This is a genomic window from Vibrio marisflavi CECT 7928, assembly GCF_921294215.1.
GTDB classification, from domain to species: domain Bacteria; phylum Pseudomonadota; class Gammaproteobacteria; order Enterobacterales; family Vibrionaceae; genus Vibrio; species Vibrio marisflavi.
Genome location: NZ_CAKLDM010000001.1, coordinates 785,298 through 806,048, shown reverse-complemented (window position 1 = coordinate 806,048; position 20,751 = coordinate 785,298). Strand labels below are relative to the sequence as shown.

The 20,751-nt window shown below is 42.2% G+C and carries 25 protein-coding genes and 1 riboswitch; of the genes, 17 read left to right on the top strand and 8 right to left on the bottom strand.

Features of this window, described 5'->3' with window-relative positions; all coding sequences use genetic code 11:
* Position 1: 1 nt before the first annotated feature.
* The gene (yciH, locus tag L7A31_RS03625; protein WP_237360137.1) at positions 2 to 313 is read left to right on the top strand and encodes a stress response translation initiation inhibitor YciH; all 312 of its coding nucleotides are present in this window, start codon (positions 2 to 4) and stop codon (positions 311 to 313) included.
* A gap of 208 nt (positions 314 to 521) precedes the next feature.
* Here the strand turns inward: yciH and L7A31_RS03620 are convergent, their stop codons facing one another.
* Complete coding sequence (locus L7A31_RS03620; RefSeq protein WP_237360136.1) at positions 522 to 890, bottom strand: DUF3693 domain-containing protein; 369 nt, start codon at positions 888 to 890, stop codon at positions 522 to 524.
* A 137-nt stretch (positions 891 to 1,027) separates the two neighbouring features.
* On the opposite strand from L7A31_RS03620, the gene L7A31_RS03615 reads away from it, so the two are divergent.
* From L7A31_RS03615 to L7A31_RS03585, 7 genes are all read left to right on the top strand, one after another.
* Positions 1,028 to 3,046 carry a replication endonuclease gene (locus L7A31_RS03615; RefSeq protein WP_237360135.1) on the top strand — a complete coding sequence of 673 codons (2,019 nt, stop codon included), beginning with the start codon at positions 1,028 to 1,030 and terminating at the stop codon, positions 3,044 to 3,046.
* A 79-nt stretch (positions 3,047 to 3,125) separates the two neighbouring features.
* Positions 3,126 to 3,434 carry a chemotaxis protein gene (locus L7A31_RS03610; RefSeq protein ID WP_237360134.1) on the top strand — a complete coding sequence of 103 codons (309 nt, stop codon included), beginning with the start codon at positions 3,126 to 3,128 and terminating at the stop codon, positions 3,432 to 3,434.
* A 264-nt stretch (positions 3,435 to 3,698) separates the two neighbouring features.
* Entirely contained in the window at positions 3,699 to 3,929 is a 231-nt protein-coding gene (locus L7A31_RS03605; protein WP_237360133.1) for a major coat protein, read from the top strand.
* Positions 3,930 to 3,994: 65 nt separating this feature from the next.
* Positions 3,995 to 5,431 (top strand): hypothetical protein, encoded by a 1,437-nt coding sequence (locus tag L7A31_RS03600; RefSeq protein ID WP_237360132.1) that lies wholly within the window; start codon positions 3,995 to 3,997, stop codon positions 5,429 to 5,431.
* A 5-nt stretch (positions 5,432 to 5,436) separates the two neighbouring features.
* Entirely contained in the window at positions 5,437 to 5,805 is a 369-nt protein-coding gene (locus L7A31_RS03595; RefSeq protein WP_237360131.1) for a DUF5455 family protein, read from the top strand.
* A 2-nt stretch (positions 5,806 to 5,807) separates the two neighbouring features.
* On the top strand, positions 5,808 to 6,869 hold the full coding sequence (locus tag L7A31_RS03590) for a zonular occludens toxin domain-containing protein (RefSeq protein WP_237360130.1): 1,062 nt from the start codon (positions 5,808 to 5,810) through the stop codon (positions 6,867 to 6,869).
* Positions 6,870 to 6,927: 58 nt separating this feature from the next.
* The gene (locus L7A31_RS03585) at positions 6,928 to 8,136 is read left to right on the top strand and encodes a secretin GspD/PilQ domain-containing protein (RefSeq protein ID WP_237360129.1); all 1,209 of its coding nucleotides are present in this window, start codon (positions 6,928 to 6,930) and stop codon (positions 8,134 to 8,136) included.
* Here L7A31_RS03585 and L7A31_RS03580 read toward each other — a convergent pair.
* The gene (locus tag L7A31_RS03580) at positions 8,117 to 8,509 is read right to left on the bottom strand and encodes a regulator (protein WP_237360128.1); all 393 of its coding nucleotides are present in this window, start codon (positions 8,507 to 8,509) and stop codon (positions 8,117 to 8,119) included. The genes L7A31_RS03585 and L7A31_RS03580 overlap by 20 nt on opposite strands.
* Positions 8,510 to 8,747: 238 nt before the next feature.
* Here L7A31_RS03580 and L7A31_RS03575 point away from each other — a divergent pair, with 238 nt between their 5' ends.
* Positions 8,748 to 10,166, top strand: coding sequence for an ATP-binding protein (locus L7A31_RS03575; protein ID WP_237360127.1), 1,419 nt, complete (start codon positions 8,748 to 8,750; stop codon positions 10,164 to 10,166).
* A complete protein-coding gene (locus L7A31_RS03570; protein WP_237360126.1) occupies positions 10,159 to 10,809 on the top strand; it encodes an HNH endonuclease in 651 nt (216 codons plus the stop codon). Before L7A31_RS03575 ends, L7A31_RS03570 begins: the two co-directional genes overlap by 8 nt.
* 160 nt (positions 10,810 to 10,969) lie before the next feature.
* Here the strand turns inward: L7A31_RS03570 and L7A31_RS03565 are convergent, their stop codons facing one another.
* Together L7A31_RS03565 and L7A31_RS03560 are read right to left on the bottom strand one after the other, a co-directional pair.
* A complete protein-coding gene (locus L7A31_RS03565; protein ID WP_237360125.1) occupies positions 10,970 to 11,122 on the bottom strand; it encodes a hypothetical protein in 153 nt (50 codons plus the stop codon).
* A gap of 41 nt (positions 11,123 to 11,163) precedes the next feature.
* On the bottom strand, positions 11,164 to 11,475 hold the full coding sequence (locus tag L7A31_RS03560) for a hypothetical protein (protein ID WP_237360124.1): 312 nt from the start codon (positions 11,473 to 11,475) through the stop codon (positions 11,164 to 11,166).
* A 589-nt stretch (positions 11,476 to 12,064) separates the two neighbouring features.
* Here L7A31_RS03560 and L7A31_RS03555 point away from each other — a divergent pair.
* A complete protein-coding gene (locus L7A31_RS03555; protein WP_237359438.1) occupies positions 12,065 to 13,303 on the top strand; it encodes an IS256 family transposase in 1,239 nt (412 codons plus the stop codon).
* A 290-nt stretch (positions 13,304 to 13,593) separates the two neighbouring features.
* On the top strand, positions 13,594 to 14,328 hold the full coding sequence (locus L7A31_RS03550) for a hypothetical protein (protein WP_237360123.1): 735 nt from the start codon (positions 13,594 to 13,596) through the stop codon (positions 14,326 to 14,328).
* Between the two features lie 426 nt (positions 14,329 to 14,754).
* Here L7A31_RS03550 and L7A31_RS03545 read toward each other — a convergent pair whose 3' ends face one another.
* Positions 14,755 to 15,141, bottom strand: a complete 387-nt coding sequence (locus tag L7A31_RS03545; RefSeq protein ID WP_237360122.1) for a regulator — start codon at positions 15,139 to 15,141, stop codon at positions 14,755 to 14,757.
* 131 nt (positions 15,142 to 15,272) lie between these two features.
* Here L7A31_RS03545 and L7A31_RS03540 point away from each other — a divergent pair, with 131 nt between their 5' ends.
* The gene (locus L7A31_RS03540; RefSeq protein WP_237360121.1) at positions 15,273 to 16,019 is read left to right on the top strand and encodes a substrate-binding periplasmic protein; all 747 of its coding nucleotides are present in this window, start codon (positions 15,273 to 15,275) and stop codon (positions 16,017 to 16,019) included.
* A gap of 86 nt (positions 16,020 to 16,105) precedes the next feature.
* Here L7A31_RS03540 and L7A31_RS03535 read toward each other — a convergent pair whose 3' ends face one another.
* Complete coding sequence (locus tag L7A31_RS03535) at positions 16,106 to 16,912, bottom strand: substrate-binding periplasmic protein (protein ID WP_237360120.1); 807 nt, start codon at positions 16,910 to 16,912, stop codon at positions 16,106 to 16,108.
* 151 nt (positions 16,913 to 17,063) lie between these two features.
* Between L7A31_RS03535 and L7A31_RS03530 the strand changes: the two genes are divergently transcribed.
* Entirely contained in the window at positions 17,064 to 17,261 is a 198-nt protein-coding gene (locus tag L7A31_RS03530; RefSeq protein WP_237360119.1) for a hypothetical protein, read from the top strand.
* A 32-nt stretch (positions 17,262 to 17,293) separates the two neighbouring features.
* Here the strand turns inward: L7A31_RS03530 and L7A31_RS03525 are convergent, their stop codons facing one another.
* Positions 17,294 to 17,680: a regulator gene (locus L7A31_RS03525; protein WP_237360118.1), complete on the bottom strand. Its 387-nt coding sequence runs from the start codon at positions 17,678 to 17,680 to the stop codon at positions 17,294 to 17,296.
* Between the two features lie 26 nt (positions 17,681 to 17,706).
* Positions 17,707 to 17,937, bottom strand: a complete 231-nt coding sequence (locus L7A31_RS03520; RefSeq protein ID WP_435532873.1) for a DUF3693 domain-containing protein — start codon at positions 17,935 to 17,937, stop codon at positions 17,707 to 17,709.
* Between the two features lie 11 nt (positions 17,938 to 17,948).
* Between L7A31_RS03520 and L7A31_RS03515 the strand changes: the two genes are divergently transcribed.
* From L7A31_RS03515 to L7A31_RS03505, 3 genes are all read left to right on the top strand, one after another.
* Positions 17,949 to 18,845: a zonular occludens toxin domain-containing protein gene (locus L7A31_RS03515; RefSeq protein ID WP_354003811.1), complete on the top strand. Its 897-nt coding sequence runs from the start codon at positions 17,949 to 17,951 to the stop codon at positions 18,843 to 18,845.
* Between the two features lie 58 nt (positions 18,846 to 18,903).
* Positions 18,904 to 20,112 (top strand): secretin GspD/PilQ domain-containing protein, encoded by a 1,209-nt coding sequence (locus L7A31_RS03510; RefSeq protein WP_237360117.1) that lies wholly within the window; start codon positions 18,904 to 18,906, stop codon positions 20,110 to 20,112.
* 124 nt (positions 20,113 to 20,236) lie between these two features.
* Positions 20,237 to 20,301, top strand: a riboswitch (Fluoride riboswitch).
* 89 nt (positions 20,302 to 20,390) lie between these two features.
* A complete protein-coding gene (locus L7A31_RS03505) occupies positions 20,391 to 20,681 on the top strand; it encodes a hypothetical protein (protein ID WP_237360116.1) in 291 nt (96 codons plus the stop codon).
* Positions 20,682 to 20,751: the final 70 nt, after the last annotated feature.

The following is a 20,751-nucleotide window of genomic DNA, read 5'->3' as shown; positions in this document are numbered from 1 at the left end:
TATGAGTCTAGTGTATTCTACAGAAGTCGGTCGTATTAAACCGGAACAAGAAAAAATTGAACGTCCTAAGGGAGATGGCATTGTACGTATTCAGCGCCAAACCAAGGGAAGAAAAGGCAAAGGCGTTTGTATTGTTACCGGGCTTGATCTCGACGACGCGCCATTAAAGCTACTTGCAGCAGAGCTTAAAAAAACCTGTGGCTGTGGTGGTTCTGTAAAGGACGGAGCGATAGAAATCCAAGGCGACGCACGAGAGAAAATTCAAGCGTATCTAGAGAAAAAAGGCTACAAAGTTAAACTAGCTGGCGGTTAATCAAAATTCAGCTGTTAGAAAGCTAACCAATCTAAAGCGAAATAATACAAACTCACTACAAAGTACTGTAGTGAGTTTAATAATTAGAATGAGAATCAAAGATTAACATACTGATTATTAAGTATTTTATGGTAAATTGCTTATGTTTAATTGTAATTTGCAGTCTGTAAAAAGGGAAGTGATGTATCGGGTAAAATACCACACATATTTAACATAACGTACATAATGCGCACTGGGACGCATGAGCAAAATCGGGCATCAGAACCAAGGCCAAACCCGCGCTAGCCATTGATATTGCTCGTAATCCTTGGCCGTTAAACTTTTTTGCAATACTTTCCCAAACCGCTTTAACCGCTGGGTTTTCATTGCGGTCTGCTTGGCATCCTAACAATGCGATCTCTGGATCGACTCCTGCGCCTTTCGCTAAAAATATTGCTTCTTCATCAGTAAGTTGGCGAACACCTTTTCGAATTTTACTGATTTTATTAGCTTGCAACGCCAAGTCATGTGCAATCTGCTTGTCTTGTACGTAGTTTTGAGCCTTTTTGTAGGCATCTAATAGATCGTTTGAGTACATGAACACCTCCATAATCATCCTAATCATAGCGCGAAAAGTCCGATTTATCGCACTTCACAAATCCGATTAATCGGATATATAGTTTCGATTAATCGGATTTCATCCCTAGCAAAATTATAGCAACAAGGGTTTCTTCTATGCGTCGTTGGACTTTAGATTTGGCTACAGGCAAACGTGAGCTCGTTCGTTTTGAACAAGTCAGCGTGAATCGCCCGTTTACTTCAAGTTCGTATGATTACCAATTGGATTTAACTAAGCCAATCAAAGACCACCGTCGTCCAGATTATCCTCGCGCATTTCTTCTTAATCAAAATCATGACGACGTGATTTATTCTCACGACGTGTCTGACGTTTCGAAAAAAGTTTCTGCGAGTCCGTGTGTGAATCTTCCGCGTGGCTTCAAACGTAACGGCGACTTTTGCAAAGACATGCTGCGTGTGTATTCCGATGTGTGTCAGCAAAAAGATTCTGTTGAAGCTGTTCGACAATTACAATCTGCGCACGAACGTTTAACTCGTCACGGTTACAGTTCTGCAATGGCCGATGATGACATTCGTCGATTGGCTGATACTAAGTCACGCCAGTTTTTAAAATCCGTTCGAGTTTTGCCAACCGTCGATGAACAATTTGAAAAAGTCGTCGAGCTTCTGGCTGACTTGGGTTTGGCATTTACCGAAGCTGCCATTAAAAAAGCCACAGACAATGACGAATTGTTTTCACTGGTGAATCGTGCGCTCGATGAAAACTGGCTCGTTCGACAGCTTCGTCGCAAATGTGCTTATGAAGTTGAACAAGTGGCTCGTGATTTGGCGCTGGTTCAACGCTCAAAACAGATTTATTGCTCGGATTTCTCGTTAAATCGTCACCGTGATCGCCGTAATTCCAATGAGATTGCCTTAGATAATACGGTCGCATTTGACGAAGAAAACCCAGATAACTGGTTTACTTTAAAGGAGTTATCTGAGAAATCGGTATCGAATCCAAGTATCAGGCGCGGTGAAATGTTCGTCAGATTGCGTGGATTTGAAGAAATCGCCCAAGAATCTGGCCATGACGCGGTGTTCTTTACTACAACTGCCCCATCCCGCTTTCACGCTGTGTCTAAAGGATCAATCAATAAAAACTGGATCGAAGCTGGCAAGCCTGACGCAAAATCGGCTCATCGACACTTAATGTCTGTGTGGCAACAGCTCGGTAAAACGCTTTCTCAGCATGACATCAAGCTTTATGGGATGAGAATCGTCGAACCCCACCAAGATGGTACGCCACATCATCACCTTTTGCTGTTTTTGGATCGTAAACACACCAAGTTTGTTGTTTCCGAATTTCGCCGTTTATCGCTTAAAGATTCACCAAACGAAGCCGGAGCCAGCCAATATCGGTTCAAATGTGAGCACATTGACTGGTCAAAAGGCTCTGCTGTTGGATATGTCGCCAAATACGTCAGCAAAAATATAGATGGTGCGCATATATCGACTGATAAAGATACAAATCTCAATGGTTTAGACGCTGCGGAACGTGTTGTGACGTGGTCACGTTTAAATAATATCAGACAGTTTCAGTTCATTGGTGGCCCGTCGGTTACCGTTTGGCGCGAGCTCCGTCGTTTGCGCGAAGAATTTCAAGAGGACGATGCCATGCTCACTGACTTAAGTGAACCTGAACATTTTTTATTGGAGAAAGTTCGCCGCTCAGCTGACGAAGGCGATTGGAAAGCGTTTTGTTATGCCATGGGTGGCGTTCAAGTGAAACGCAGAGATCAAACGGTCAAAGTTCAATACTCAGTGCCAGACACAATTCAGAAATTGTTGGTGTCTGGAGAGTTCACCCCTACCCGTTTTGGCGACATGGCTCAGGCTCGTGTGAATGGTTTGCTGTTCCGCGACATTTTCTTAGCGACACGTTTCCGTAATTGGAAAGTCGAGAACAAAGAACAGTTCCTACGTGCTCAACGCGGAATCATGACCAACGTCGTTGACTACTTCGACGCACTCGAACGCGAACAAGAATACCAACGCATGGCCGACGAACGTTATCAAGAATACGAGCACTATGTTGAGCAGTGCGAAGAGCTTCAAGCGCTTATTTATTCTGGGCACTTAGAGATTGATGCGTGCAGTTCGGTGGGCGCAGCCCCGCCGGACTGGATGCATTAATCTCCTTGGACTTGTGTCAATAACTCCCTTTTTGTTTAACCAACCACAAGTAAAACAGGCAAAAAATAGGAAAAACGTTATGAAAATAGAAGGATTAATACTCGATGAATCAGACATTATTCAAGAATCGAAAGTCAATCGCTCTACGGGTGAAACTCAGCTTACGGGAAAACTTAATCTCATCACCACTAACCCAACCGACACCATCGAGGTCAAAATCAGCCCCGACTTATGGGCAAAAGGCGAAGCCGGATCGCTCTTAAAAGGTTTGGTCGGAAAACGTCACCAATTCGATGTGGAGTATCGCCAGTTTAGCTTTGGTAATGATGAAGGTAAGCACGTTTCGCTGAATGGCTTTCACCTGTTCAGTTTGCCAAGCGCTAAGTAGGAATTTGCCATGACCGATGCCCAGTTCACGCAGCTCATTGAACTCCTAGAAAACTTCCAGCTAATGGTGTTCATCGGGTTGTGTTTTGTTCTGTTTGGCATCGGACTTTTGTGGGGAGGTCAACGATAAATGCTGTCTATTGAGTTTTTGGTCGGGTCGTTCTCGACAGTGTTTCTCCTTGGCTTCGCTCTGTCTAAACAGCTTTTAATTTTTAGGCGCGCAGTCGAGATTTCAACGTCAACTTAATAATGTGAGGAATACATTATGAACAAACTTAAGCAACATTATGGAAAGTGGTTAGCAGTGGTGACAACTCCTTTTCTTTTCGCACCCATGGCACACGCGGCCTTGTCTACCGATGCTCAAGCGGCTGTTGATGCAGTCTCAACAACCGCGTCTGACTTTGTAACTGAAGCTTGGGCAATTGCGATTGTCTGTGTGGTGGGTTTCACTGGCATCAAGCTGTTCAAGAAAGCGATCAGCAAAGCGACGTAATCGCTTAGCCTTTCCTATTTTTGGGCGGTTCGCCGCCCTTTTCTCTTATCGACCAAGGATTGGTTATGCGAGTTCTTGTTCTTCTCTCTATATTCTTATCATTCTTTGCCAGCGCGACCGTGTATGAGTTTGTCGGTTATGGCAATAACCCAAACATTGGACAAGCGTGTTGGGGACTCAGCGCCGGACAAATATATGATCCTGTTGGGCTACCTGATTGTACTGGCACCGTGTATGAAGCCTACGGTCGTCGGTTTGAAATTATCTTAGCCAGTGTTGATACCATTTACTTTAGTGCGGTCGCTCGTCGTGATGATGGACGAACGTATACAGGTAAAGCGACGGGCAAAGCAACCAACTTAACTTGCCAAGCACCGATGGAGATGCACAACGGAATTTGCCAACTTGTTCCCGATGAAGATAAACCGTTTTGCGATAGACGCTCAACACAAGAAGAACTGGCCGCAGCCAGTGAAGCGTGCGCCGTAACTGAAGGTATCTTTTCCTCGTCTTGCTCTAATGAAAACGAATCACTTTCCATGAAATGTACTCAACCGGAATCGTGTGTCATTGGCGACCCATCATGGCCGGAATGTATGTCAGATTTCGACCCCACTGCTCCATTCAATCCGCCACCGTCAGACTTTAACCCTAGCACTGGAACAACCGTTGAAAAAGGCGATTCTTACGACAAGCAAGAACCGGATACTGTCACGCCTGACGCCACTACTGATACGGGCGTATTAGAAGCAATCCAGAACTTAAACCGAGATACCAACGCAGGCTTAAGCTCTCTTGATGGCAATCTGACACAAGGTTTTGCTGACGTAAACACAGCTTTAAATAACCTCGACGCAACAAACAACGGTATCGGCCAGTCGATTGTGGATCAAATGAATCAAGACTATGCCATTTACCAAGGCCAAAAAGATTTGCAGCTCCAAACCACGGGAGCGATTCAAGCCTATGGAGCAGAAACGACAGCCGCAGTAAAAGGGACAACGGCTGCGGTAAAAGATAACACCGACGCGATTGGTGAACTTGGTGACCGATTAGAATCTAAGCTCGATGAACTTACGCCGTGTGAACCCACTGAGGCCAACAATTATTGTGAAAATCCCCATGGCTTAGAATCCGCTCTTGTTACGCAAATCATGCAAGAAATTGACAATCACTCAGCGGCTACGCTGGATGGTGTTGAGACTCTTTTAGTCGGTGAAGCGACCGACATTGCGACGACGCCATTAACGGGTGAAGTCGAATCCAACATTTCCGGTGTGGTTGATTCAGTCATGGCTCTCCTACCCGATTATGGAAGCTGCTCTCCACTCAATTTCAATTTAGGCAGTCGAGTTGTCTCGTTCTCTTGCGACATATCGGCCACCATCAAAACGATTTTGTCGTTTCTATTTTACTTCTATACAGCGCTGTACCTGCTCGATGTGCTTTTCAGTGAAGTAACACCAGTGCCAGGTACTCGCCGCGCATCATTAGGGGGTTAACTGTTATGGCGATTGCAATTTTACCACTCGTATCCAGCATTGCAGGTGCGCTAAGTATTCCAGCACTGGCAATGTTTTTTGGTAACTTGGCGGCGCAGATGATTGCTTGGTTTGCCGCCAAAGTTACTAAGCAAGCCGCGATTAACTTAACCGTGATTATCATGGTGATTGGATTGGCCGCAGGTCTGGCGGCTGGTATTTATGCCTTGCTCACTGGGGTTTCGTATCTGACACCGCCTTTTCTTAATGAAGCGTTTTCGTTCTTTGTACCCAACAATGCAGTACCGTGTTTTAGTGCCTGTATCTCTGCGCGTTTCATGCGCTGGGTGTGGGAATGGCAAGCGTACGCGATCATGAAAGTTGCAGGTGTGTAGCCATGGCTGTTTACTTTGTCACGGGTAAACTTGGCGCAGGCAAATCGCTGACTTCTGTAGGCCGAATACGCGACGCCTTTTATCGCGGTGTACCTGTCGCAACGAATCTCGATATACGCCTTGTTCCAATGCTGGGTAGAAAAACTAAGCAAACACGATTGTTTCGAGTGCCAGATAAGCCAAGTCTTGCGGATTTAGAAGCGCTTGGTAATGGCAACCCCAGTTACGATGAATCAAAAAATGGTCTATTAGTCCTTGATGAATGCGGTACATGGTTTAACTCCAGAACGTGGAACGACAAATCGCGCCAAGATGTGATCAACTGGTTCTTACATGCTAGAAAGCTTGGTTGGGATATTATTTTTATTGTTCAAGATATCTCGATTGTCGATAAACAAGCGCGCTTGGCCTTAGCCGAACATACGGTGTTTTGCCGCCGTCTCGATAGAATGCAGATCCCTATTTTATCGGCACTGATTCAGACCATTAGCCTTGGCGTGATTAAACTAAAACTGCCAAAACTGCATGTTGGCATCGTGAAATATGGTGATAGTGCTCAGTCCATCACGGTTGATAAATGGATGCTTTGGGGCAGTGATTTATACGCCAGTTACGATACTAAACAGGCTTTTTCCGACCACTACAACAAAGGGACATACAGCGTTTTACCCACATGGTACACACATGGACGCTACAGTGTCACGTTAACCCTGAGAAATGTTATGCGCTTAACTAAAATCTACGCGCGGAAGTTCTCGCGCTTTACCATGTTTGCCCTCGGTGCCCTGCTCTCACTTGGTGTGTCGCTTTACTTTTCGCCCAATACCGAAGTGATCCAAACTACTGAACCCATCAGCAAAACAGTCAAGCGACTAGATTTGTCGGGCTATAAAATCGCCAGCTACATGAACGCACCGAACAGGCCGTTGTCGTTTGAACTGGACAACAACGGAAAACGAATTAGCAGCGTTCAGCTTCTAGAGCTTGGGTACACATTTCAAAGCACATCTCGATGTAATATCACAATAAGCCAAGGTAGCCACCATGAAAAACTGCACTGTTAGTGAGTTCAAATATAGGCTCGCTTGTCAGAGTCAAATGTTCTCAAATTTGATTCTGATAATGAGCAGACAAGCAAAGCGCGTCAGTTTCCTATTGCTGCTTCTATTGTCTTTTTCAGTGTTGGCTAATGAACCGACGACCTTTGAAACATCGAATACTCCGATATCTGAATTTGTATCATGGTATGCCGCTGAATCCGGCCAAACCATTGTGCTCGGCCACGGTGTGACAGGAACGGTCAACTTTACGGCCAAAGATTTAAAGCCAAGCGAGTACCCTGCTTTCTTTAACTCCGTACTCCGCTCTCATGGCTACATGCTCAACATTGAAAATGGGATTTATGTTGTTAGGCCAAATGCTCATACGATAGCCGAAGTCGAACCGTCGTTCGTAAAGCTATACCGTTTAGATCATGTAAGAAACACGAAGGTGACGGGCTTAATTTCCTCAATGCTGAGTGCCACGCAAACACAAAGCGTGAATAATCAACCTATCAAGAACTACAACGTGGAAGTGCTGCCGACAACGAATGCGGTGATCATTACTGGAACACGTAACCAGTTAGAACAAATCGACGCTCTTATGAAAGGCATCGACCGACCGCAGCGCCAAGTGTTTATCGAAGCGGTCATTACCGAAACCTCAATCGACAAGTCACACGAAGTCGGCGTTAACCTTGAGGCTGCATTTAACAAAGCAGGATTTATTACCAATACCGTCGTAGCAGATTTAACCTCTGATAATGTTGTGATGTATGACAGCGGAAACTTCGACGCACTAGTTAAAGCTATATCGAGTGACGAAAATGCCAAACTACTTTCAAGGCCAAACATGTTAATCATGGATAGAGAGCGTGGCTATATAACTGTTGGTCAGAATGTCCCTTTTATAATTGCTAAAGAAGTGACCGACGGTGGTAACACCATTCAACAAATAGAACGCAAAGATGTGGGTGTGTCACTCGATGTTATCCCACATATCTTAGGTGATGAAGTCATTCTACAAATCGCTCAAGAGTCTCAATCCGTTACGAACTCCACCGCTGCAGCCGATATCATCACCAATAAAAGAACACTTAGAACGGTGGTGAAAGTGAAAAGCCAGCAGACCATTGTCCTTGGCGGCCTAATCTCCGATGAGGAAAAAGTGAGTGAATCAGGGGTGCCCGTTCTCAAAGACATCCCCGTATTAGGTTGGTTTTTCAGCTCAGAAAAGACTGTTCATCAGCAAAAAGAATTGCGTGTAGTGATTAAAACGACGGTTCTTTGAGTGTGCGAACTTTGATATCGGCAATGGCTCTTGCGAGTTTTACCACATGAGTAGACGTTTTGATTTCTAACTCGGAGTTAATCTCGGCCAGTGCAATGCCTAACAGTATTTGTTGCGGTGATACTAGCTGTCCTGTTGGTAGTTCTAACCTGTCGTAGTGCATCCGAAATTGCTGCCAATCTTCTGACGGACTGAGTTCCCTGCCCTTACACATTCGCATCAAACGCTTACATTCTTCTGGAATTTGAGCGCCGGAATCCCATAGGTTAATGGTTCTTACTGATTTACAACACAATGTAGCTGTTTGATTTTTTGTGAGTCCACATTCCAGCTTTCTGAATATGTAGTTTTTGGTCATTTGATGGTACTTCATAGTTATTCACCTCGTAAATACTGTGAGATGAAAGACTTGTACCTATGTTATTGTTATTAAAAATATTGGCTATTCGTATGGTAAATAAAAACTGGTATGTGAAAAATACAAAGACGCCATTCCGATCTAGAGTAGCTCTTATCGCTCGATGTCTCATAAATTAATAAAACTTATATCTCAGCTATAGCAGCAACGAACTGAATTTCATACATATGATAAAATCCACCTCAAAATTTATATGATAATTTTAGGTGAGTTAATGGCATTTAGAGCTCGCACAATCGGTAATACCTCTCTATATAAGGGTGAAAATTCAGCTGAGAATGCCTTCACTTTGGTAATTGGAGACAACGGTTGCGGAAAAACCCAGTTGTTGCTTGACATCTGTAACTACTACCAAATGCTATATGGTGAATTGTTAAATTCAGAATCTGCTGATATTAGCATAATACGTCGAGAGTACTTTAATCAGAATTACAAATGGGGGGCTATAGAAAAAGCATTTGGGCAACAAGTTCCCCAAAAGTTAATTTGTGCTTCAACTAGCCAGTTTGAAAAATTCAATGAAAACTGGAGGTTAAAGAATGACTTTGTACAAGGCGGGTATTATGCATACATTGGCTCTAAGCCCTTTATTCCTGACCGACTACCCTCTACACGTATTGCATCAACGGCTTTGAACCAGCTTCTTGCGAGGGATACTTATGACACTCGAAAAATACAGTCTCTTCGGCAGTTTTTGTTAAGTTTTGGTTTTGATGACGTTCTGAAAATTAGTTTAGAACCTGTTTTTTCCATTGAAGAGTTCGATAAGGTTAAAAATGGCGATGATAGTCTTGCTCTAGAAACTCAAATAGCACTTAGAAATGCATATGAACATTTTGAGCTTAAGGATTTCAACGAACTCAATACCTTAGTGGCATTTATCTTTGAAGAGCCTGAACTTTTGCTGTGTTTCGGCGATTCTGGTGTATCTCTCAACTCTGTAGATAAAAATAACCAGATTCCATACTCTTCAAGAGAACTAGCAGACCTGTTGATGTCAGGGCTAGTCAGCGTGGCTGATATAGAAACAGTCAATGGCCAATGTTTTAGTAAGCAAGGGTTATCAGAGAATGCTAGAGTGCGACCATTAGCTTCTAGAAGTTCTGGTGAGCAATGTCTGTTCTTATTGTTTCTAGGTATTATCTCATCAATTGATGACAATTCGTTAATATTGATAGATGAGCCAGAAATTAGCTTACACCCTTCTTGGCAACAAAGGTTTGTTGAAATTTTAAACAAATCTCTTAATACATATTCAGGATGTCATTTTGTTATTGCAACTCACTCCCCGCTTATTGTTTCAGATATTGCGGTTAAGAATTGTGAAATATTAGACATGACAGAACAGGTGCTTACAAACGCTTCTGAGCATAGTTTCCGCTCATCTGATTATCATCTCGCCACTTTATTTCACAATCCGGGTCATAGTAATGAGTTCCTTATAAAAACAGCTATTTATATATTTTCTAAAGTAAAAGCAGTAAAGAAATTTGAGACTCAAGATTTAGAGAAGCTCAGAATGCTCAACGATCAACTATCTTTGCTACATAAAGATGACCCGGTTATAGAATTATTCGAAATGCTCAATGAGGTTTATCACAAATATGGCTGATATTGAGAAGCAAGTGGTATTTTCTAAGGAACAGAAAATACTGATTGAGGAAATAGTTAAAGATGATGATTTCTCTCACACTGACTGGTACAAGGAGGAAAAAAAGAAGTCGTTGCAAGAGTTAAGATCGCATATCCGTAAGCATTATAGAACTGAGCAGCGACGGAAATGCACTTATTGCAAAAGAGAAGTCAGTGTCCAATCGGCCTCAAATTGCCAAGTTGAGCATATTGCACCAAAAGAAAAATATAAAGATTATATGTTTCATCCTAAAAATTTATGTGTTTCTTGTGCTGATTGTAATGCAATTAAGTGGTGCCATGACACTATCAAACCATTGAAAAATAGTGAAAGAAAGAGATATCCATCTTCATCTGGAGCATTCTTGTTAGTTCACCCGCACTTTGACAACTACGCCGATCATATCGATATTTTCAACGACCGTTGGTATATTGATAAAACAGAAAAAGGTCATTTCACTATTGGGCTGTGCAAATTGAATCAGCGCTCAGTTGACTTTGGTTATTATGAGCCTGATGAAATTATGGTGTTAGCAGAAGAGCTTCGAGACGCGAAAGCGAAAGGTTCGAGTAAACTAATAGACTTAATCAAAGAGCGAATGTTAAAGCTACTTGATGAATGAGAATACCTTAGCTGTGTTTGTTCTGTATTAGTTCGGACTAGATCTGACACTTTCGCTAAATTAGTACTAAACAACCGCTGAAAGGGCCACTTGTATTGAATTTACTACATTAGACACGTCTATTTTTGTATTGATCTAAAACTCTTGAGTACCTAAGGAGTTAAATTCCAGAGTGACGCGAGAAGACTCTTTCGACTAAGTAGTCTCTGATGTCTTCGTTAGCCGCAGCATCCTCACCAATATAGTATTCTTCTAGCTCACTAAAAATAGGAAGTAAATCTAACGCATTTTCCTTTAGAAGTTCCTTTATCATTATTATTTCTCAATCCAGTTTAGTTAGTAGTACCCTAGGTCTTAAAGCTCAGTTTCTACGCGTTTTTTCTCTAAGGGGTACGATATAGGTTTACCGTCTTTTAGAGCGAGGTAAACACCATCTTCTTCGTATATACCCACACAGTAGTGATCCAAACGTAAATCTATACGCTTCTTTGAGCTTTCATCCTCACTCGGAAAATAAGTAAGGATACCTTTTACCTTCAAGAACTGTGTGGTTCTAGAGTTGTACGCATAAATATCTTTCACTCCAAGGTATGACAACTTTATGGGGTGTCCATATCTACATACAACATCAACCACGGGTTTAGAAATTGCCCGACCGTTCTTCACTTCGTGTTCATGTCGGATGACAATAATGTTTGATCGCTTTTGTCCTTAAAACTGCCAATTTCTGCCATTCCTTCAGCTAAAGTTTGATCGTTTTTCAGAGATTTGCTATTTCCAAAGAGCCCAAAAGTACAAAAAAGTTTGATCACTTTTTTGCTTATTCTTGGACATTTCCGTGTTACTTTTCTTGGCCTAGTTCTGCCTTTAAGATAACTTTTAGTATCCCTAATGAAAAATGACTACTACTCCAAGCATCAGCCATTTTGCTCACTTCTTCACAAAAACTTATTAATGCTTTTACTAAATTAGCAGCCCGTGAACCCTATCAAGTATGGAAAACTCGCTTTAGTAGTATGTCTGATGGTGCAGATCAGTATGCATTAGCGGCTTAGGTTGTCCAAAATCAGCTGGGTCATTACAATCGTGCTTTAACTAGTTAACTTATGGACGGCAACATGAAGAGAAGTGGTTTAATAACACTGTTGTTGGTTTGCGAGCTATGCTGGTTTCTGGTGTATGGAAGAGAAAAGAAGTTGCGGTGTAATCTGTTGATGTAGTTCTCACCAGAACGATTAACAGAAAGGTACACCGCATGACTGATAATACTGTTGTTTCACTGAATACACCACAAGACCCGCTCACTGAATTGATACGCCAAGGTGCAAGAGACTTAATTTCACAAGCTGTTGAAGCGGAGCTTCAGCAGCTGCTTACTCAATATCAGAATACGATGGTTGACGGCAAACAAGCCATAGTTCGCAATGGTTTCTTACCTGAGAGAACCTTACAAACAGGTGTCGGCGATGTGGAAGTGCAAATTCCTAAGGTACGAGATCGCTCAGGGAATGGTGTTAAATTTAATAGCAGCTTGATACCACCGTATCTCAAGCGAACTAAAAACATAGCAACACTGCTCCCACTGCTCTATCTCAAGGGGATATCGACGGGCGATATGCTACCCGCTCTTGAGTCGCTGCTCGGTAAGGATGCAAAAGGACTCTCAGCCAACAGTATCTGTCGCCTCAAGGAGCAATGGCATGAAGAATACGAGCAGTGGCGCAAACGAGACCTCGGTAAGCGTCGCTATGTCTACGTCTGGGCTGACGGTATTTACTGTCACGTCAGAATGGACGACAAGCTCTGTTTGCTCGTCATTATTGGCGTCGATGACACTGGGCGCAAAGAAGTCCTTGGCGTTCTGGATGGTCATCGAGAGTCAGAAGCAAGTTGGACGGAACTCATTGAGCAGTTACGAGCACAGGGATTACAGTTAGCACCAAAGCTAGCCATCGGAGATGGCGCACTTGGTTTCTGGAAAGCGGTTGCTAAGTGCTGGCCTCAAACGGGTCAGCAGCGTTGCTGGGTACATAAGACAGCGAATGTGCTTAACAAGGTGCCCAAAAGTGTTCAGCCTAGGATGAAGGAAGCACTGCAAGATATCTGGATGGCAGAGACCAGGAATGAGGCTTATCATGCCTTCTCAACCTTCCAGAAGCGCTTCGAAGCCAAGTACCCAAAAGCAACGGACTGCTTGGTGAAAGACAAAGCTGAAATGTTAGCGTTCTACGATTACCCAGCAGAGCACTGGGTTCATATCAGGACGACGAACCCGATAGAATCAATGTTCGCCACAGTACGCTTGCGCACGAACAAGACGAAGAACTGTGGAAACAGAAAGACTACGTTGATGATGGCTTACAAGTTAATGCGCAGTGCAGAGACGAAGTGGCGTCGTCTACGAGGTTTTAAACTCCTGGCTGATGTTGTGAAAGATGTTCGCTTCATCGATGGGGTGAAAGAAATGGAGACTCATCAACAGGCTACTGCATGATCTCCATACACCACATTTGACAATAGCTCTTGGTTTGCACAGTTTGTGTTTTAGCCATTCCGGTAGCTCCATATCTATGGGTTTTCAAAGATGGTGTAATTAGTAGTAAAACATCTGATTGGGGAGCGTTTGGCTCCTATTTTTCTGGCGTGATTGGCCCAGTTCTATCTTTCGTCAGCATTATTTCAGTATTTTTATTGTCCAGACAACAGATTGAACAAACTAGGAAGAAATCTGAAGACGACATAAAACAACTCCGTTTATCGAACAACATTGAGAATGAGCTAAAAGTGTTTGACGATACATATAACTCAATATTTTCGATTTTGTTTAGAACAATGCCTAGTGAAATAATGATGAAAGACCTTGTTTTTCAGAGAGCACTACAAGGTCAAATAGGTACTCAGGAAAGTCCAACCTTTGGGTCTACTGAAGACTTGAATCGTCTATATTTCCCAACTTCTGATAAGGAAATCATTATTCAACGTATAGAGAAGGTATTTGAGTTAGTTTCGACATATGTAAGTTTTATTGGTGAAGATTCAGCCAAAGAGCAACTAAGAACTAGTAAGAATGGTTTTATGGCGCAACTTAGAAATGACTTGAACAGTACATCTGAAAATATAAAGATAATGCTTTTGTCTGCTGACAGGCTGAATCAGCTTGGATATAGTTCTTTGTTGTTGAAATATCGATTTAACACCATTTGCGAACTATCAATGCTACTTTCCAGACTTGGTCTGATTAATTCATATACTTTAAGCATACTTTCAGTTTATTGGAGCCAACCAGACCATACATCTAATTCCATACGCTTGCCAAACGCCCTGAAAGATAACTTATTCAAACGATTTATAGATGAGTTTGGTCAGGAGCAAATGGGGAGCATCGATAGCTGGACACTTAGTTTTGAAAATTACACAGAGTCTTCACGAGGCAATCTAGTCACCCGTTACAAGTTAAGTAGAAATAATGAAACTATTTACTTCGATTTGTTAAATGGTTGTCACAGAACATTTGATTAGCGCACACCTTCTCAAAGTTTGTTAATTTCATTAAAACTAGATGAATAAACCAGCAACGCTAATGAGAGTCTCATAAATAACTTTAAGTATGGCAAAGACGTATGAACATAATGTGAATGCGTTTCTACTCTAACACGAAAGGGGGCATAATTACGGTAGACTATATCTAGCCAACTACGTCTTTTCTGCCAAAAAGTGATCAAACTTTAATGTAAATAGACAAACTATATTGTAATTGATCAAACTATTTTGGAGTTCTACAGTTCATCCATCAAGACGGAAGCATAGTTGTACCTGATTCTTAATAAAGGCATTTTGTAACCTCATAGCGATATACTGTTTATATATACAGTATATCGCTAAATTGGTACAAAACAACCACTATAGAGAAGGAGACTTGGATTTGATTTACTGCTTTCGGTGGTTCTATCTCTTGTATTGAGCCAAAACTCTAGAGTATCTAAGAAGTTGAGATGCTTTCGCTTGTTCTCTCGGTGCTGATACCTCTAGTACACCTAAAGCGATTATTATTTGCTGCGGTTCTACCATCTGCCCAGTAGGTAAAGCCAAACGCTCTCCTATCATTTGAAACCCCTGCCAAGGTTTACCGATTCCAAGTTCCCTACTCTCGTAAATACGAATAAGCCGGATACATTCAGGTGGTATTGGTCGTTTCCCTTGATTCCACGTGGTGACTGTCCTCACACTTTTAAAACAAAGTTCAGCGACTTGCTTTATAGTTAGAGTGCAGTTTATTTTTGTGAAAATTCCGAATTCATCGAGTTGAGTGCAATGGCTGTGCTTACGTTTCATTTTAAGCCCTTTCATTTAAAGGCTTGATATGAAACAAATTTAACATAAGCAGACATAATGTGTAGTGAGCTTTCAGTACTAAAAAGCCATCTATAATATACAGACCACTCTAGGCTCAATGGACATTTAACTTGGATAAATATAGAAAGATATGGGTGTTTGCGCTGACGTTATTGTTTTCTAATCTAGCAAACGCAGAAACATTAGTAGCCCACTGTAGAGACAGGTCTCCAGAACTGATACCTACACACAATGGCTGCAGTGGTCCCGTAGCTGAAATTATTGATATAGCATCAAATCGAATCGGTCTAGAAGTTTCTTGGATTACAGTTCCTTGGGCTAGAACCATCAAAGTAGCTGAATATGGTGGCGTTGATATCATCCCGAGGCACTCTATGAATCAGATACGTGAAGCCTTTTTAAACGGCGTTGCATACGGCTATCAAAAACGTAACGTATATTACATGATATCCCCACAAACAGATGTTGAAGTTAATGATCTGAGTGACCTCGAAGGGCTAAAAGTTGGCGCGTTGAGAGGAAGTTTTTACTCTGAAAACTTTGCTAACGCACAACACTTTAAAAAGCTCTTTTTCAACAATACGGAACAGATTATTAGAATGCTTAACAAAGGTCGGATAGATGTTGCGGTCATGTCCTCAAATCATCATGAAGAAAAATTTCGCGCCGAATCAGGCCTACGCCAAGCCCGCTATGTGGATGTATTTTACAACGGAAGATATATCAGTATGCCAATAGAATCACCTATGGTTAAGCATTGGCCTATGTTAAAAGAACAAATTGACGAAATGAGAACTGATGGAGATATAGAAAAAATCTTCAAGAAATATCACATCCCACCTCCCGAACAGAAATAATCTTATAAAGCTTCTAGATAACTATTACCGGAACCCAGAATATAAATATCTGTGAAGCTCCGGCGTAGTCTTTTAGCCCTAATATGTTAGTAGTACTTTTTGTATATTTCGGATGTCACGCCCTCTTTTTTCATGTCCGCCAATGCATCGGAGAGTTTTTTTGCAATAGAATCTGGGCTGAACGTTACGGGTGAATTTGTAGCACTGATTGGTTGATTGGCATCATAGTTTTTATTTGGAATCTTATTGTAATTTTTGGAATTTAGTGAGAAACCTAAATACATGGGTTCTACTTTGCTACAGCATTCTTGAACTCTTAGGTTAGGCATAGGGTTCTGTTTTAGGGCATAAAGCAAGCTATCCTTGCTGTAAAAATAGATATCCGCACTACCATTACTAATTAACTTCATAATATCTAGTGTTGTTGCTTCCTTAGGTGATTTTTTAGGGATCTCTAATTTCAGTAAATCTGGGCTTCCATAAGGTAAAATTTCAGTTGGTTTGGCCTTTAATATGTCTTCTCTACTTTTAAAGTCAGCAGAATCAGCTCTAGTGAGTAACGCGTATGAGCTGGTAAGCCCATTATTGATATAACCGAAATTTTCTGCTCTTTTCTTAGTAAATTTGAGTCCAGGATAAAAGTCTATTTTTCCACTTACTATCATATTCATGATTCGTTTTTTAGGTTTTCTTTCAACAGCTAAGCTACATCCTATACGATCTGCTGCAGTATTAAACAACTCAAAGTAAAGTCCAGTATTATCCGGTGCTTTGCCAATCAAGGGAGGCTTCTCATTTGTTCTGTACCCCATAATTAACTCACAGCTATAAGCTGGGGAGATCACTAAAGTGGCAAGTACAGAATAAAAAGCCGTGCGCATCAGATATTTCATAATGGTGTCCTAATAAATGTTTTCCTAGTATTAGCATAGGAGCTAATACTCAAATATCTACTTCGTGTATTGGCGAATAAGCGATAACCAATAACCAAAGCTCTCTATCGAGTGGCAGTGTATAGAACAAAAATTGTGGTGGACATGTACGATGGTTGATTACAACGAAATGAAACAGCGGCTGATGGGGCTTGTCTATAAACTTGATGAGATAGAGAACCTTGAGGTTGGTCATGACCGTGATAAAGCGGTGAAAGATTTCTGCGACATTTTAATGTCAGTCGATCATGATTTGACCTGTAATTTTATAGACGAGTTATTGCGAACTCGCGGTCTTGATGACAAATAATAACACTCAACGTAGATCTTGATAGCGTGTAGCTATCTTTTATATTTTGCTAATAGTCGCGAGTACTTAAGGAGTTGAGATGCTTTCGCTTGTTCTCTCGGTGCTGAAACTTCTAGGACACCTAAAGCGATGATTATTTGCTGCGGTTCTACTATTTGCCCCGTTGGCAGAGCCAAACGCTCTCCTATCATTTGAAACCCCTGCCAAGGTTTTCCGATTCCGAGCTCCCTACCCTCGTAAATACGAATAAGTCGAGCACACTCTGGTGGTATGGAGCGTTTTCCTGTGTTCCATAGAGTGACTGTTCTCACAGTTTTAAAACAAAGTTCAGCGACTTGTTTTATCGTTAACGTGCAGTTTATTTTTGTGAAAATTCCGAATTCATCGATTTGAGTGCAATGGCTGTGCTTACGTTTCATTTTAAGCCCTTTCACTTAAAGGCCTGTTATGAAACAAGTTTAACATAGGCAGACATAATGCGCATTTGGGAGGTGTGAGCAAAATCGGGCATCAGAACCAAGGCCAAACCCGCTCTAGCCATTGATATTGCTCGTAATCCTTGGCCGTTAAACTTTTTTGCAATACTTTCCCAAGCCCTTTGTGCTCTATGGTCTTTACTGCGGTCTGCTGCCAAATAAACAAGAACTGATGCTTGGCAGAAAAACCAAGAAAACAAGATTGTTCCGTGTGCCGGACAAGCCAAGCCTTACGGACTTAGAAGCACTAGGCAATGGCAACCCCAGTTACGATGAATCGAAAAACGGTTTATTGGTACTCGATGAGTGCGGTACGTGGTTTAACTCCAGAACGTGGAATGACAAGTCGCGCCAAGACGTAATCAACTGGTTCTTACACGCGAGAAAGTTTGGTTGGGATATTATCTTTATCGTTCAAGATATCTCGATTGTCGATAAGCAAGCACGTTTGGCCTTGGCTGAGCACACTGTGTTTTGTCGCCGCTTGGATAGAATGCAGATCCCTATTCTCTCAGCTCTCATTCAGACTGTTAGCCTTGGAGTGATTAAATTAAAACTGCCAAAACTGCATGTTGGCATCGTGAAATATGGTGACAGTGCTCAGTCCATCACGGTGGATAAATGGATGCTTTGGGGCAGTGATTTATACGCCAGCTACGATACCAAACAAGCTTTTTCTGACCACTACAACAAAGGCACATACAGCGTGTTACCGACTTGGTATACCCATGGACGCTACAGTGTCACGTTAACTCTGATAAATGTTATGCGCTTAACAAAAATCTACGCGCGGAAGTTCTCGCGCTTTACCATGTTTGCCCTAGGTGCCCTGCTCTCGCTTGGTGTGTCGCTCTACTTTTCGCCCAATACCGAAGTAATAGAGACTACCGAGCCCATCACTAAAACAGTCAAACGACTCGATTTATCGGGCTATAAAATTGCCAGCTATATGAACGCACCCAACCGCCCTTTGTCATTTGAGTTGGACAACAATGGTAAGCGGCTCAACAGTGTCCAGCTTGCTGAACTTGGGTACACATTTAGCACTGCGTCTCGATGCTCCATCACCATAAGCCAAGGTAGCCACCATGAAAAACTGCACTGTTAGTGAGTTCAAATATAGGCTCGCTTGTCAGAGTCAAATGTTCTCAAATTTGATTCTGATAATGAGCAGACAAGCAAAGCGCGTCAGTTTCCTATTGGTGCTTCTATTGTCTTTCTCAGTGGTGGCCAATGAACCGACTACCTTTGAAACATCAAACACACCTATATCTGAATTTGTGTCATGGTATGCGGCTGAATCCGGCCAAACCATTGTGCTCGGCCACGGTGTGACAGGAACGGTCAGCTTTACGGCCAAAGATTTAAAGCCAAGCGAGTACCCTGCTTTCTTTAACTCCGTACTCCGCTCTCATGGCTACATGCTCAACATTGAAAATGGGATTTATGTTGTTAGGCCAAATGCTCATACGATAGCCGAAGTCGAACCGTCGTTCGTGAAGCTCTACCGCCTAGACCATGTTCGTAATACCAAGGTCACGGACTTAATATCCTCGATGCTTAGCGCTACGCAAACCCAAAGCGTGAATAACCAACCTATAAAAAACTACAACGTGGAAGTGTTACCAACAACTAATGCGGTGATTATTACAGGGACTCGTAACCAGTTACAACAAATTGATGCTCTGATGAAAGGCATTGACCGACCACAGCGCCAAGTATTTATCGAGGCCGTAATTACTGAAACCTCAATCGACAAGTCACACGAAGTTGGCGTTAACCTTGAGGCTGCATTTAACAAAGCGGGATTTATTACCAATACCGTCGTGGCAGATTTAACCTCTGATAATGTTGTGATGTATGACAGCGGAAACTTCGACGCACTGGTTAAAGCGATATCGAGTGACGAAAGTGCCAAACTACTTTCTCGGCCAAACATGCTCATCATGGATAGAGAGCGAGGCTATATTACGGTTGGCCAAAACGTCCCTTTTATTATTGCCAAAGAAGTGACTGATGGTGGTAATACCATCCAACAAATAGAACGTAAAGATGTGGGCGTATCGCTCGATGTGATTCCCCACATTATGGGCGAAGATGTGATCCTACAAATTGCCCAAGAGTCGCAATCGGTCACGAACTCCACCGCTGCAGCCGATATCATCACTAACAAGCGAACACTTCAAACAGTCGTCAAAGTGAAAAGTCAGCAAACGATTGTTCTTGGCGGGCTAATCTCCGATGAGGAAAAAGTCAGTGAATCAGGGGTGCCGGTTCTCAAAGACATCCCCGTCTTAGGTTGGTTTTTCAGGTCAGAAAAGACCGTTCATCAGCAAAAAGAACTTCGCGTGGTAATTAAAACGACGGTTCTTTGAGTTTGCGAACTTTGATATCAGCAATTGCTCTGGCGAGTTTTTACTACCTGAGTGGAGGTTTTGATTTCCAACTCCGAGTTAATCTAAATGTTAGCTTGCATTATAACGTGATCTAGATCTATTATAGTAGCACGGTGATGGGGTGCCACCGACTGAACCGCCGTTTTGGCTGATGACTCCTACAAAAATGAGAACCGGTGTATCCATCGGCATGACATACTCACTTTTGTAGGAATGCTGTTTTGATGCGCTTGTTTTCCAACACTTAGGAAAACATAATGCAATACTCGACTGAAGCCAAACTCTCACGCCTTATTCCAAAAGGCAAATTATATCCCTCTGCGTCTATCCCAGCTAAAGAGCAGTTGAACCTCATACAAGACGTAATTTCAAGCTCCAACCCGTATGCACGTCTTAGTGCCGCAAGCTTAACTGTAAGTGTTAATTCGATCTCTATTAACGGTAGTCATCATGAAACTATTGGCTCAACACTATTCACGTCTTGCTTTTATAGTTTCAAAAAGCTTTCAGAAAAAATGTTCGGTGCTAAGCACAAACATTTTTTCTGATGCTATAAATGCAATTTTCTATCAGTAGATATATAACTAACCATTTTAAAGTCAGTTGGTTGCTTAGGGG

What these genes read in the sequence shown, in the direction of transcription:
- yciH (WP_237360137.1), top strand. Translation starts at nt 2, where the DNA reads ATGAGTCTAGTGTATTCTACAGAAGTCGGTCGTATTAAACCGGAACAA.
- L7A31_RS03620 (WP_237360136.1), bottom strand. Translation starts at nt 890, where the DNA reads ATGTACTCAAACGATCTATTAGATGCCTACAAAAAGGCTCAAAACTAC.
- L7A31_RS03615 (WP_237360135.1), top strand. Translation starts at nt 1,028, where the DNA reads ATGCGTCGTTGGACTTTAGATTTGGCTACAGGCAAACGTGAGCTCGTT.
- L7A31_RS03610 (WP_237360134.1), top strand. Translation starts at nt 3,126, where the DNA reads ATGAAAATAGAAGGATTAATACTCGATGAATCAGACATTATTCAAGAA.
- L7A31_RS03605 (WP_237360133.1), top strand. Translation starts at nt 3,699, where the DNA reads ATGAACAAACTTAAGCAACATTATGGAAAGTGGTTAGCAGTGGTGACA.
- L7A31_RS03600 (WP_237360132.1), top strand. Translation starts at nt 3,995, where the DNA reads ATGCGAGTTCTTGTTCTTCTCTCTATATTCTTATCATTCTTTGCCAGC.
- L7A31_RS03595 (WP_237360131.1), top strand. Translation starts at nt 5,437, where the DNA reads ATGGCGATTGCAATTTTACCACTCGTATCCAGCATTGCAGGTGCGCTA.
- L7A31_RS03590 (WP_237360130.1), top strand. Translation starts at nt 5,808, where the DNA reads ATGGCTGTTTACTTTGTCACGGGTAAACTTGGCGCAGGCAAATCGCTG.
- L7A31_RS03585 (WP_237360129.1), top strand. Translation starts at nt 6,928, where the DNA reads ATGAGCAGACAAGCAAAGCGCGTCAGTTTCCTATTGCTGCTTCTATTG.
- L7A31_RS03580 (WP_237360128.1), bottom strand. Translation starts at nt 8,509, where the DNA reads ATGAAGTACCATCAAATGACCAAAAACTACATATTCAGAAAGCTGGAA.
- L7A31_RS03575 (WP_237360127.1), top strand. Translation starts at nt 8,748, where the DNA reads ATGATAATTTTAGGTGAGTTAATGGCATTTAGAGCTCGCACAATCGGT.
- L7A31_RS03570 (WP_237360126.1), top strand. Translation starts at nt 10,159, where the DNA reads ATGGCTGATATTGAGAAGCAAGTGGTATTTTCTAAGGAACAGAAAATA.
- L7A31_RS03565 (WP_237360125.1), bottom strand. Translation starts at nt 11,122, where the DNA reads ATGATAAAGGAACTTCTAAAGGAAAATGCGTTAGATTTACTTCCTATT.
- L7A31_RS03555 (WP_237359438.1), top strand. Translation starts at nt 12,065, where the DNA reads ATGACTGATAATACTGTTGTTTCACTGAATACACCACAAGACCCGCTC.
- L7A31_RS03545 (WP_237360122.1), bottom strand. Translation starts at nt 15,141, where the DNA reads ATGAAACGTAAGCACAGCCATTGCACTCAACTCGATGAATTCGGAATT.
- L7A31_RS03535 (WP_237360120.1), bottom strand. Translation starts at nt 16,912, where the DNA reads ATGAAATATCTGATGCGCACGGCTTTTTATTCTGTACTTGCCACTTTA.
- L7A31_RS03530 (WP_237360119.1), top strand. Translation starts at nt 17,064, where the DNA reads ATGGTTGATTACAACGAAATGAAACAGCGGCTGATGGGGCTTGTCTAT.
- L7A31_RS03525 (WP_237360118.1), bottom strand. Translation starts at nt 17,680, where the DNA reads ATGAAACGTAAGCACAGCCATTGCACTCAAATCGATGAATTCGGAATT.
- L7A31_RS03510 (WP_237360117.1), top strand. Translation starts at nt 18,904, where the DNA reads ATGAGCAGACAAGCAAAGCGCGTCAGTTTCCTATTGGTGCTTCTATTG.
- L7A31_RS03505 (WP_237360116.1), top strand. Translation starts at nt 20,391, where the DNA reads ATGCAATACTCGACTGAAGCCAAACTCTCACGCCTTATTCCAAAAGGC.